Origin of the sequence: Sphaerospermopsis sp. LEGE 00249, from assembly GCF_014299995.1 — a bacterium.
In the GTDB taxonomy this organism is placed as follows: Bacteria; Cyanobacteriota; Cyanobacteriia; order Cyanobacteriales; family Nostocaceae; genus Sphaerospermopsis; species Sphaerospermopsis kisseleviana.
The window spans coordinates 1-12,173 of the sequence record NZ_JACJUZ010000105.1 but is presented as its reverse complement, the minus strand read 5'-3'; the positions used below and the strand labels follow the sequence as shown (position 1 = coordinate 12,173).

At 39.5% G+C, this 12,173-nt stretch carries 9 protein-coding genes, 2 pseudogenes and 1 CRISPR repeat array; of the genes and pseudogenes, 4 read left to right on the top strand and 7 right to left on the bottom strand.

The window, feature by feature from the left end:
- Positions 1–122 precede the first annotated feature (122 nt).
- Complete coding sequence (locus H5968_RS23170; RefSeq protein ID WP_187041817.1) at positions 123–1,589, bottom strand: aldehyde dehydrogenase family protein; 1,467 nt, start codon at positions 1,587–1,589, stop codon at positions 123–125.
- 337 nt (positions 1,590–1,926) lie between these two features.
- A CRISPR array of direct repeats spans positions 1,927–2,323; the repeat unit is 36 nt; unit sequence TTGCAATTTACAATACTCCCTATTAGGGATTGAAAC.
- A 138-nt stretch (positions 2,324–2,461) separates the two neighbouring features.
- Here H5968_RS23170 and H5968_RS23165 point away from each other — a divergent pair.
- Entirely contained in the window at positions 2,462–3,769 is a 1,308-nt protein-coding gene (locus tag H5968_RS23165; RefSeq protein WP_187041816.1) for a glutamate-5-semialdehyde dehydrogenase, read from the top strand.
- 147 nt (positions 3,770–3,916) lie between these two features.
- Here H5968_RS23165 and H5968_RS23160 read toward each other — a convergent pair.
- The 4 genes and pseudogenes from H5968_RS23160 to H5968_RS23145 all read right to left on the bottom strand — a co-directional run.
- Positions 3,917–4,176 (bottom strand): annotated as a pseudogene (locus H5968_RS23160) (type II toxin-antitoxin system HicB family antitoxin).
- Positions 4,177–4,186: 10 nt separating this feature from the next.
- On the bottom strand, positions 4,187–4,600 hold the full coding sequence (locus tag H5968_RS23155; protein ID WP_137667584.1) for a type II toxin-antitoxin system HigA family antitoxin: 414 nt from the start codon (positions 4,598–4,600) through the stop codon (positions 4,187–4,189).
- Positions 4,581–4,883: a type II toxin-antitoxin system HigB family toxin gene (locus H5968_RS23150; RefSeq protein ID WP_137667583.1), complete on the bottom strand. Its 303-nt coding sequence runs from the start codon at positions 4,881–4,883 to the stop codon at positions 4,581–4,583. The genes H5968_RS23155 and H5968_RS23150 overlap by 20 nt, the downstream gene beginning before the upstream one ends.
- A gap of 257 nt (positions 4,884–5,140) precedes the next feature.
- A pseudogene (locus tag H5968_RS23145) lies at positions 5,141–5,755 on the bottom strand (phytoene desaturase family protein); the annotation flags it as partial.
- A gap of 45 nt (positions 5,756–5,800) precedes the next feature.
- Between H5968_RS23145 and H5968_RS23140 the strand changes: the two are divergent.
- Both H5968_RS23140 and H5968_RS23135 read left to right on the top strand, forming a co-directional pair.
- Positions 5,801–6,604, top strand: a complete 804-nt coding sequence (locus H5968_RS23140; protein WP_187041815.1) for an ABC transporter ATP-binding protein — start codon at positions 5,801–5,803, stop codon at positions 6,602–6,604.
- A 219-nt stretch (positions 6,605–6,823) separates the two neighbouring features.
- Positions 6,824–8,419, top strand: a complete 1,596-nt coding sequence (locus H5968_RS23135; protein ID WP_187041814.1) for an MlaD family protein — start codon at positions 6,824–6,826, stop codon at positions 8,417–8,419.
- Here the strand turns inward: H5968_RS23135 and H5968_RS23130 are convergent.
- Positions 8,393–8,557: a hypothetical protein gene (locus tag H5968_RS23130; RefSeq protein ID WP_187041813.1), complete on the bottom strand. Its 165-nt coding sequence runs from the start codon at positions 8,555–8,557 to the stop codon at positions 8,393–8,395. The genes H5968_RS23135 and H5968_RS23130 overlap by 27 nt on opposite strands.
- A gap of 331 nt (positions 8,558–8,888) precedes the next feature.
- A complete protein-coding gene (locus H5968_RS23125; RefSeq protein ID WP_096567096.1) occupies positions 8,889–9,185 on the bottom strand; it encodes a DUF3288 family protein in 297 nt (98 codons plus the stop codon).
- A gap of 245 nt (positions 9,186–9,430) precedes the next feature.
- Between H5968_RS23125 and H5968_RS23120 the strand changes: the two genes are divergently transcribed.
- Positions 9,431–11,881, top strand: a complete 2,451-nt coding sequence (locus H5968_RS23120; protein WP_187041812.1) for an ATP-dependent Clp protease ATP-binding subunit — start codon at positions 9,431–9,433, stop codon at positions 11,879–11,881.
- The last annotated feature ends 292 nt before the right edge of the window (positions 11,882–12,173 follow it).

The following is a 12,173-nucleotide window of genomic DNA, read 5'->3' as shown; positions in this document are numbered from 1 at the left end:
CCTGACTCCTGACTCCTGACTCCTGACTCCTGACTCCTGACTCCTGACTCCTGACTCCTGACTCCTGACTCCTGACTCCTGACTCCTGACTCCTGACTCCTGACTCCTGACTCCTGTTAAATCTACAATTTCACTGTCACAGTTTTAATCTCTGTATATTGCTGTAAACCGTATTCTCCCAGTTCTCTACCCATACCCGACTGTTTGAAACCGCCAAAGGGTGCGGCTGCATCGAATACATCATAACAGTTTACCCACACCGTACCTGCACGGACATTGTTAGCGATCGCATGGGCTTTGGTGATATCCTGTGTCCACACCGCCGCCGCTAAACCATACATGGTATTATTTGCCCGTTGGATCACTTCTTCCACATCTTGAAATTTGATGATACTCATCACGGGTCCAAAAATCTCTTCCTGGGCAATTTTCATCTCATCGCGGACATCTGCAAACACTGTCGGGGTAATAAAATAACCTCTCTCTCCCACCCTATTACCACCATAAAGCATCTGCGCCCCTTCCCGTTGACCTGATTCAATATAACTCATGACTCGGTTAAATTGTTCCTGGTCTACTTGGGGTCCTTGTTGGGTGTTGGGGTCAAAAGGATCGCCCACTGTACGCTGTCTGGCTATTTCTACACTTCTATTCACAAACTCATCATAAATTTTTGCTTCCACAAATAAGCGAGAACCAGCAGAACAGCATTGTCCTTGATTAAAAAATATCGCTTCATGGGCGGCTTGAATAGCGGCATCTATGTTAGCATCAGCAAAAACAATGTTAGGACTTTTGCCACCTAATTCTAAAGTTACCCGTTTCAGGTTGCTTTTTGCAGCCGCTTCCATAATTAAATGGCCGACTTCAGTTGAACCAGTAAAAGCAACTTTATCAATATCATGATGATATGCGATCGCCGCCCCCGCAGTGGGTCCATATCCTGATAAAATATTGACCACACCAGCAGGAAAACCCGCTTCCACAATTAACTCACCTACCCGCAACGCTGATAAAGGCGTTTGTTCCGCAGTTTTCATCACCACAGTATTAGCCGTTGCTAAAGCTGGGGCTAATTTCCAAGCTTGCATCAATAACGGGAAATTCCAAGGTATAATTTGACCAACAACTCCCACTGGTTCATGGCGAGTATAACAGAAATAAGGACCATTAATAGGAATAGTTTTACCCTGGACTTTATCAGCCCAACCTGCATAATAACGATAACAGGCAATAACTGATTCTATATCCCCTACAGAATCATTGATAGGTTTACCATTATCGAGAGTTTCTAAACGTGCCAGTTCATCAAGATTTTCCTCGATTAAATCTGCTAACCTGTAAAGTAGATTGCCTCTTGCAGTCGCAGAAATTTGCCGCCATTCGCCATTAAAAGCCTTTTTCGCTGCTTGTACTGCCTTATCTACATCCGCTGCATCTGCTTCTGCTACTTCACAAATTACCTCACCCGTAGCGGGGTTAATGGTAGCAAATTTTTTCTTGCTGACACTTTCCACCCATTCATTATTTATTAGCAGTTGGGTAGGACCTATTTTCACCTGTAGTTGTGGTCTTGTTGCTGTAACCATCAGACCCTCCTAAAATTTTAAGGCTTTTTGTTAAATGCTATTAAATTGGTTCCAGGAGTTACACAATTACGGCTAAATCTTTTATATATGTTTACATTTGCAGGTGTTTTGCGCGGATGGGTGGGTGTAAAAAATTGGTGCTGTAAAAAAATGGCTGTATCTCTTGATAGGCTTGACTTTGGGGTTATTCTGCTTTTCCACCCACCCGCGCACCTTACACAGACTGGATTTGGGCGTTTTTTGCTCTTGACACGATTCCTGAAATGGATTATGATGGGACCACTCGCGCAATCGAACCTTAAAAACTAAATATAGATAGGCTTTCAGGATGCCGCATTTGCAATTTACAGTACTCCCTATTAGGGATTGAAACTCAAATCTCTGTAGTATATAAACACTACAGAGATTTTTGCAATTTACAATACTCCCTATTAGGGATTGAAACCCATAAATTTTTATCTGCGAGATACCTGTAGAATTTTGCAATTTACAATACTCCCTATTAGGGATTGAAACTTATAAATTAGTGAGATATTTGAAATCCTGCAAGAATTGCAATTTACAATACTCCCTATTAGGGATTGAAACCTCAAAGGAAATAGGATACAAATGACTAGATAAAATATTGCAATTTACAATACTCCCTATTAGGGATTGAAACAGCATCTGCTAAAATTATTTTTCCATTGCCTTCAAATTTGCAATTTACAATAATCCCTATGAGGGATTGAAACTTGTGCGAGAGGGAAGCTCGCGACTGCGTTATCATTGCAATTTACGGTGATTGGTGATTGGTGATTGGTGACTGGGAGGATGAATAACCCAATGCCCAAAGAATATTAAGATTGTAATAGTGTAAATATATTCTTGTGATGACTACAGTACAAATTGCATCTAGTTTATCGGAAATTGCCCAAAAAACCCGTTTAGCTGCTAGTAGGTTGGGTGTGCTTTCCACTGAGGAGAAAAATCAAGCGATTAATGCGATCGCTCTAGCTTTAGAATCTGCTCAGGATGAAATATTGGCTGCTAATGTGGCTGACTGTGAAGCAGCTATGGCGGAAGGTATTGCTAAACCTCTTTATAAACGTTTGCAGTTAGATGAACATAAATTAAGAGATGCGATCGCTGGGGTGCGTGATGTAGGAAAGTTAGATGATCCTGTGGGTAAAGTCCAAATTCACCGAGAAATTGATACTGGTTTAATTCTTAAACGTATTACTTGCCCTTTGGGTGTTTTAGGGATTATTTTTGAAGCCCGTCCTGAAGCAGCTATTCAAATTGTTTCTTTAGCAATTAAATCAGGTAATGGTGTCATTCTCAAAGGTGGAAAAGAAGCTTTACGTTCTTGTGAAGCAATAGTTAAAGCTATTAAAAAAGGTTTATCTGGTACTGCTGTTAACCCCGATGCGGTGCAATTGTTAACAACAAGATCAGAAATATTAGAACTTTTAAAATTAGATAAATATGTAGATTTAATTATTCCCAGAGGTTCTAATTCTTTTGTCAGGTTTGTTCAAGAAAATACGCGCATTCCCGTTTTAGGTCATGCCGATGGCATTTGTCATATTTATATAGATCAAGCGGCTGATTTTGATAAAGCCATTAACATTACTGTAGATTCTAAAACTCAATATCCTGCGGCTTGTAATGCCATTGAAACTTTATTAGTTCACAGTAATATTGCTGCGGAATTTTTACCCAAAGTTGCTGAGGCTTTGCAATCGCAAAATGTAGAATTAAGAGGTGATGAAAGCACTTTAAAAATTTTACCTCAGATTGATTTAGCAACAGAAATTGATTGGGAAACAGAATACAGTGATTTAATCTTAGCCATGAAAATTGTTGATTCGTTAGAAGAAGCAATCACTCATATTAGTGAATATGGTTCTCGACACACGGAAGCTATTGTTACGGAAGATTTAACAGCAGCAGCAACTTTTCAAGCATTAGTAAATGCAGCAGGAGTTTATCATAATTGTTCTACTCGTTTTGCTGATGGTTTTCGTTATGGTTTTGGTGCAGAAGTGGGAATTAGTACCCAACAAATGCCACCCCGTGGACCTGTGGGTTTAGAGGGTTTAATAACTTATAAATATCAAATGTGTGGAGATGGACATATTGTGAAAACCTACACTGGTGCTAATGCGAAATCATTTACACATCGAGATTTGGAATAAAATTAAAGAAAATAAAATTAAAGAAAATAGCGATGATAAATATCTGGTAAACAAACAAATTCCAACTGTATGGATGGATAACAAATCAAAGTTTTGTCTGTTGCTCCGTGATTTATCTTCGCTATCAGGTGTTATGATAAAAAACACCTACTTTACCTGACTAATTAGGGTTTGAGCCACCTTCAAAGACTTGCCTAAAACTTGTGCTTCGGGAAGAGGTTCACCATCAGCCAAACAAGATTTAACCAACATTCAACCAACATTTCTAACACCTCCTGAGCATTTTTAAAAGCCTCCTCATAAGTTTCCCCATGAGTACAAGGCTGCATGACATTAGTAAAATCAGGCAGTGAAACTACATAACATTTATCTTCCTCAGACCATTGAATAATTATTGTATATTTCATTCATCTACATCTAACTAACTGATTCAAAAAACGCAGCCGGCGAAATATGAAAAAACTCCGCAAGTTTGTGAATATGATCAACAGTTAAAAGACGCTCTTTCCTCAAAACTTTAGATAAAATCGCCTCAGTTTCAAAAATAGGAACTAAGTCCTTTTGCTGCACATTAAATTCATCTATCAACGCTTGCAGTAACTCCACACCATAAATATCGGGTATGGGATTTTGCTTTTCTTCGTACTCATAAACTAGAGTACCTAAAACATCTAAATAATCTTCTTCATCAGGAGTTAATTCACCTTTATCAATCAAAAAATTGATAACCTTTTGTGTAGCAAAAAATTCCTCCTCAGAAGTAATGGGACGAGGGGGGAAAGATTTAAGTAATTCAAGATAAGCGTTGTTGTTACGTATTCCAAGGGTCATTTTTCCAGTCCTCCTGATCATATTCTGCATGGGTGAGGACATGACGGATAAAAACTTTTTGAGAATTGTACTTTACCAGCACAATAAGCCGATATTTATTACCGCCAATGTTAAAAACAGTGAGATTACCAACTTGATCAGCAGAAGGAAAACTTTGACGTAACTCTACAAAATTTTGCCATTCAGCTTTTAATGTAATTTTATACCATGATTGCAAGCTAGTTTGTGAGTTAGGGTGCTTTTGCCAAAATTCGGAAAGTGTCCGACGGGTGATAATGTGCATAAATATTTATTTCATGATTTTTACCTCTAACTTACAAGTAACGACATTTTTACCCAACTACAATAGTTTTCCGCAAAATTACAGAATAGACCTCTTTCAGAATTCATTTTATGTTATGATAGGAGTTTTTGTTAATAGTAGTGCCAAAAGATAAGCTGTTGTGCATTTAATTTGTATAAGTGGAACAGGCATCTTGCCTGTTAAACAAGAGTTCAGAATATTAGGATTATACAATTTAGCTGTGTAACAGCTTAAAATGCCTTTAAACCTGATAATAAAAAGCATTCCAGGTCAATTAGTCGCCTTACCCAAAGGTCTTTAATTGTAGCATCCATCACACTACCAACAGAAGATTGCACAATTGGCAAATTTAACAACATTTTACCCAAAGAAGGTAAATAACGTTGTAACAATAGGGGTATGACTTGCCAATCAGCCCGCAATGCTATGGTGGGAATATCTTTCATTGCGTCGTAAAGTCCCAAAAGACGCTGTTCAAACTGTTGAAATTCCTTAGCACCAGTAGGGGTAATGTTTTCTAATTCCTGACGGTAACGTTGAGCATTACTATAAACTGCAAAAGTGCCTTCAGGAAAATGATAATGTCCTAAAGGATCGTAAGGTATAACTGGGAGAGATTCGCCGATCGCATCGAGAATTTGTTTCAGGGGATTTAAACTTTGATCACCACTTAAACCGCAATAAAAGGAGGGACCAGAATCAAACTCAAAACCGCGTCTTTTAAAAGTGTGCGCTGCACCACCGGGAATAGTATGACTTTCACAAACTAAAACCCTTTTTCCATAACGTGCAAGTAACGCGGCCGCAGATAAACCACCAATACCGCTACCAATTACGATAATATCTGTCATTAGTCATTAGTCATTAGACTATTTATATAATATCACCAATCACCAATGACCAATTACCAATCACCTAACGAAGAACCATTAATTGAACTAAGAGGTATTTCTAAATCCTTTGGTAAAAATAAGGTTTTAGATGATGTTGATTTGCAAATTTACAAAGGAGAAGCAATAGGAATTATTGGACCTTCAGGAACTGGTAAATCCACGATTTTAAGAATTATAGCTGGTTTATTACAGCCGGATGAGGGAGAAATTTATATCCAAGGGGTAAAGCGAGAGGGGTTAATAGAAGATGGTGGTGATCCGGTGAGTATTGGGATGGTATTTCAGCAAGCAGCTTTATTTGACTCCTTGAATGTAGATGAAAACGTCGGTTTTTCATTGTATCAGAATACAAAATTAGAGCGATCGCGCATTCGCAAACTTGTCAACGAAAAATTAGAAATGGTAGGTTTACCAGGTATTGGTCATCTTTACCCCTCAGAACTTTCGGGAGGGATGCGAAAACGGGTAAGTTTTGCGCGTGCGATTATGTCTAATCCCGATAATCCCAAAGATAACCCAGAAGTTTTATTATACGATGAACCTACAGCCGGACTTGATCCTATTGCTTCAACAGTAATTGAGGATTTAATCCGCAGTTTGCAATGTACACAAGGAGTCTGTAGTACCTACTGCATCGTTACCCACCAAGATAGTACCATTCGTCGAACATCTGACAAGTTGATATTTCTTTATCAAGGAAAAGTGCAATGGCAAGGTAAAGTAAATGAAATAGATCATACAGAAAACCGTTTGATTAGACAATTTATGAGTGGGAGTATACATGGTCCAATTCAAGTGGCTGGTTGATAATATATTTTAGGAGTCAGGAGTCAGGAGTTCAAGGAGTCAGGAGTTCAAGGAGTCAGGAGTTCAAGGAGTCAAAATAAAAATATTTGTTTACTATTTTCTCTTCACAGTATTTACAAATTAATAATTAAGAATTACGAATGAGGAATTACAAATTACAAATTACGAATTACGAATTACAAATTACGAATTAGGACTATTTTTATGGAGCGCGAAAAAATGCGAGGTCTAATTAGTGGATTCACTTCTACAAGAACTTTTAGAGAAGGATCGGTAGGTTTATTAATCTTACTAGGGTTAGGAGCATTTGGGGTAATATGGCTATGGTTAAATAGAATCACGCCCGGAAGCAGTTCTTATAAAGCTGTGGTTGAATTTGCCAATGCTGGGGGAATGCAAAAAGGCTCACCAGTTCGTTATCGTGGTGTGAAAGTGGGTAGTATTTCTAGTATCAACACCGGAGCAAATGCTGTTGATGTAGAAATTGAAATCAACGATCCTCAATTAAAAATTCCTGCTGATTCTAAAATTGAAGCAAATCAAAGTGGATTAATTAATGAAAGTATCATTGATATTACTCCACCACCTAATGCACAAGTTCCTCAAGACATTGCTGGACCATTAGAGAAAGATTGTAATCCTGGTTTGATTATTTGTAACGAATCTACTAAATTAAAAGGTGAGATTGGAATTAGCGTTGATGAACTGATTCGCCAATCATCTGATTTTGCTGCTCAATATAATAATCAGGAATTTTACGACAACGTTAATCGCCTTTTAGTAACTTCTGCGAATGCGGCTGATAGTATTGCTAAACTCAGTCGAGAAATGCAAAGTGTCAGCAGAAGTTTTCAAGGACAATTAGGCACATTTTCTAATACTGCTGTCACTATCCAACGAGCAACAAATGAACTCACAACCACAACGACAAAAACCGCAAATCAATTAGGTACAACAGCGAGTGAATTTAGTACAACTGCAAAACAAGCAAGTAAGTTATTAAATAACTTAGATGAGTTATTAACTACAAATCGTTCTGCTTTAGTCGGTACTTTAAATAATATTACCCAAACCAGTAACCAACTACGTCAAACAGTTAGTAGTTTATCACCTGCGGTTAATCGTTTAACAGAAGGAGAATTATTGAAAAATTTAGAAATTCTCTCTGCTAACGCTGCGGAAGCTTCTGCTAATTTAAAAAATGCTTCTAAAAATTTAAATGATCCGCAAAATATTGTGCTTTTGCAACAAACTTTAGACGCTGCTAGGGTGACTTTTGAAAATACCCAAAAAATTACATCTGATTTAGATGAACTCACAGGCGATCCGAAATTTCGGCAAAATCTTTTGCAATTGGTGAATGGTTTAAGTAAATTGGTATCTTCTACAGAAAATATGCAGCAACAAACCAAGGTAGCTTTTACCTTAGATGCTCTCAAAACATCTATGAATCCAGCCGAAAATATCACACCTCAACCTACTTTTAAAGCTGCTTCACAAACACCAAAATCTCTGGAAAATATCCCTAAAAATATCACTGCTAAACCAGAAATAAAAGCTGTTGAAAAAATCAACAAAGTAGTAATTTTCACCCCATTACCAACTACAGAAATAATCCAATTCAACACACAACCAGAGTTATTACCACCTGTAATTATTTCCGAACCATCTTCCCCAGAAAAAGCCGTAACTCCCACCGTACCTGCTGCTGTGGAAAGTGCCGAAAACATCCCCCAAAACACCATTACACCTACCCCAGACTCATCCCAACAACAGCTATTGCAAAAGTTAAGAGAGCGAACAGGTGACAGGTGACAGGGGACTGGGGACTGGTGACAGGGGACTGGTGACTGGTGACAGGGGACTGGTGACTGGTGACTGGTGACTGGTGACTGGGGACTGGTGACTGGTGACTGGGCAAAAATATCTATCTGCTATATAAAACCTAGACAAAACTAGACTTTACTTTCTACTTCAACGGGAGCATGGGAGCAGTTATCCCTCAGTAGACTTTCACGCCTTAGCCAGACGCGATTGTGTTCCAATTAAGTTTCTGAAAAAGACTACCACCATCATTGCTTGGTTTTCGCGTCGGCAATAGTCTCAATTCAATACTTGATATCACCGTATTATATATCAAGTAGTTGATTTTTTCCTAAAAATATATTGATTTTTGTCAATACAAGTATAGTTTTGTCTATGAAATTGTCAACTTAGGACTTGCTCCTACCTCCTGCCTTCTGCCTCCTGCCTCCTGACTCCTTGAACTCCTGACTCCTTGTAATTAATTCCAATCTTCCTCTTCCTTCTTCCCGCGACTTTTATAAATGCCTCCAACTTGATGTATTTCACGGGTTTTGGCAAAAAGTTCCGCTTCCGTTAAACCCCAACGTTGCAAAACTTTATCTAAGTCTTGTTGAATGTCCCGTGCGCCAGGAAAGCCTTGATAGCGTATTCTCATCCGAGCTAATTCAGCTAAATTGTAATCTGTTGCCTCCTGAGAGAGTAAACTATTAATAAGAGGGCGATCGCGGTTGTAGAGTGGATGCTGTTGATCTTTACTTGCGGAAGATTCTGTCATAAATTTTACCGATGATAGGATTTCACTTTACCCAAGTTGACAGGCTCAACAGTTGCCAGAATAGCCAAATTTTTAGCCATAACTGGCAAATGACGGCTACTACACCTGAGCTAATTACGGCTCTCACCACTGCCATCCAATTTTAAATAAAGATACATTATCTTTAAGAAAATACAATAAACTTTAGATCAGGGTGAACCTTTAAATCACCCAAAGTCCAAGCAGCAAGGGAGCAAGAACCCGCTATGTTTGAACACTTCACGTCCGAAGCCATCAGGGTAATTATGTTAGCTCAGGAGGAAGCACGCCGCCTGGGACATAACTTTGTCGGTACAGAACAAATTCTCCTGGGTTTAATGGGAGAAGGAACAGGGGTTGCTGCTAAAGTGCTGGCTGAGTTAGGCATTAACCTGAAAGATGCGCGTCGGGAAGTAGAAAAAATTATTGGTCGGGGTTCTGGTTTTGTCCCACCGGAAATTCCTTTTACACCAAAAGTAAAAAGTCTATTTGAGCAGTCCTTCAGAGAAGCTCATAGTCTTGGACACAATTACATAAACACTGAACATTTATTGTTAGGTTTAACTGAGGCGGGGGAAGGAGTAGCCGCCAAAGTATTGCAAAATCTCGGTGTTGACCTGCAAACTATCCGCAATGCCGTGATGAGTGTGTTAGGTGAAGATAACACGGTTTTTGCTGGTGGCGGACGCAATACCAGACGTAATCAAAATCTGAGTATAGAAGAATTTGGGCGTAATCTCACCAAATTAGCTCAAGAAGGCAGATTAGATCCGGTAGTGGGTCGGCAAAATGAAATTGAGCGCACTGTACAAATTCTCGGTCGGCGTACCAAAAATAACCCGGTGTTAATTGGTGAACCTGGTGTTGGCAAAACTGCGATCGCCGAAGGTTTAGCTCAACGCATCATTAACCAAGACGTTCCTGAAGTATTACTGGACAAAGAAGTAATTAGTCTGGATATGGGTTTACTGGTGGCAGGAACTCGCTTCCGGGGCGACTTTGAAGAACGTCTGAAAAAAATCATGGATGAAATTCGCTCCGTCGGTAATATCATCCTGGTAATTGATGAAATTCATACCCTCGTCGGTGCTGGTGGTACAGAAGGCGGTTTAGATGCGGCTAACATCCTCAAACCCGCATTAGCTAGAGGTGAACTGCAATGTATTGGTGCAACTACCTTAGATGAATACCGTAAATACATTGAACGGGATGCAGCGTTAGAGAGACGTTTTCAACCGATTTTAGTCGGAGAACCATCAGTAGCAGAAACTATTGAAATTCTCTATGGTTTGCGCGGTGCGTATGAACAACACCACAAAGTTACCATTGCCGATGATGCAATAATAGCAGCAGCACAGTTATCAGATCGTTATATTAGCGATCGCTTCTTACCAGATAAAGCCATAGACTTAATAGATGAAGCTGGTTCGCGTGTGCGTTTACGTCACTCCCGCATCATCAACAACAAAGAACTGAAACTGCAACTGAAAAACGTCAGCAAAGACAAAGCAGAAGCTATCAGAGTTCAAGACTTTGGTAAAGCTAGTAAACTGCGTCAAGAAGAAATAGAACTGCAAACCAAACTTGACCTAGAAGAAAACCTGCAAACTCTCAACATTCCCAGCGTTGACGAAGAAGACATTGCGGAGATCGTCGCTTCTTGGACAGGTGTACCAGTAAATAAACTAACTGAATCTGAATCAGAGTTATTACTACACTTGGAAGACACCCTACATACACGCCTGATCGGTCAAGAACAAGCAGTTACAGCCGTTTCTCGCGCTATTCGTCGCGCCCGTGTGGGTTTAAAAAATCCTAATCGCCCCATCGCCAGCTTTATCTTCTCTGGTCCCACAGGGGTAGGTAAAACCGAACTAGCTAAAGCATTAGCGGCTTATTTCTTCGGTTCGGAAGATTCCATGATTCGCTTAGATATGTCCGAATACATGGAAAGTCACAATGTTTCCAAACTCATCGGTTCACCTCCAGGTTATGTAGGCTACGACGAAGGCGGACAACTAACAGAAGCAGTACGCCGCAAACCCTACACAGTGCTACTTTTCGACGAAATCGAAAAAGCCCATCCCGATGTATTCAATATGCTGCTGCAACTTTTAGATGATGGTCATCTTACGGATGCCAAAGGTCGAAAAGTAGACTTCAAGAACACCCTAATTATCTTGACATCTAACATTGGTTCTAAGGTAATTGAAAAAGGTGGTATGAGTTTAGGATTTGAATTTGATAACCAAGCTGATGCAAGTTATCAACGTATCCGCAACTTGGTAAATGAAGAACTGAAAAATTACTTCCGTCCTGAGTTCTTAAACCGTCTTGATGAAATTATCGTCTTCAGTCAGTTGAACAAAGAAGAAGTCAAGCAAATTGCTGACATTATGCTACGTGAGGTTGCTAACCGCTTAACTGAAAAAGGCATCAAATTAGAAGTCACAGCAGCCTTTAAGGAACTGGTAGTCAGAGAAGGTTATGATCCTAGTTATGGTGCTAGACCTTTACGCAGGGCTATTATGAGACTTTTGGAAGACTCCTTAGCTGAGGCTATTTTATCTAGTCAGATCATCGAAGGTGATACAGCTATTATGGATGTAGATGATGATGGCCAGGTGAAAGTCAGAAAAGCAGAAACCCGCGAGTTACTGTTAACTAAAGTTGGTTAATTTTGAATAACATATTGACCCTGAAACGAGACGCAAGCCCCTGACTTTTAGACATGGGGATAAGTCGATAGCGACTTTAGTCGCATTAAAACGATTGACTGGCTTTAGCCACAGTGGTATAATAGTGAAAAAGTGAGTAAAAAAACATCTACGTGAAGAAACATCCTAGTGCGGAGAAATCCCGGCAACGGACATATCCAACTTGATTTGGAATAGTTAAAGGGCAAATAATGGCAGGATGTTGAGCGTACCTAACTGGCATTGTGATGGACTCACCAAAGCAAAAAAAGTA

Bases quoted from the DNA above. Each gene is read 5' to 3' on its own strand.
- H5968_RS23170 (WP_187041817.1), bottom strand. From the start codon at position 1,589: ATGGTTACAGCAACAAGACCACAACTACAGGTGAAAATAGGTCCTACC.
- H5968_RS23165 (WP_187041816.1), top strand. From the start codon at position 2,462: ATGACTACAGTACAAATTGCATCTAGTTTATCGGAAATTGCCCAAAAA.
- H5968_RS23155 (WP_137667584.1), bottom strand. From the start codon at position 4,600: ATGACCCTTGGAATACGTAACAACAACGCTTATCTTGAATTACTTAAA.
- H5968_RS23150 (WP_137667583.1), bottom strand. From the start codon at position 4,883: ATGCACATTATCACCCGTCGGACACTTTCCGAATTTTGGCAAAAGCAC.
- H5968_RS23140 (WP_187041815.1), top strand. From the start codon at position 5,801: ATGACCAATTACCAATCACCTAACGAAGAACCATTAATTGAACTAAGA.
- H5968_RS23135 (WP_187041814.1), top strand. From the start codon at position 6,824: ATGCGAGGTCTAATTAGTGGATTCACTTCTACAAGAACTTTTAGAGAA.
- H5968_RS23125 (WP_096567096.1), bottom strand. From the start codon at position 9,185: ATGACAGAATCTTCCGCAAGTAAAGATCAACAGCATCCACTCTACAAC.
- H5968_RS23120 (WP_187041812.1), top strand. From the start codon at position 9,431: ATGTTTGAACACTTCACGTCCGAAGCCATCAGGGTAATTATGTTAGCT.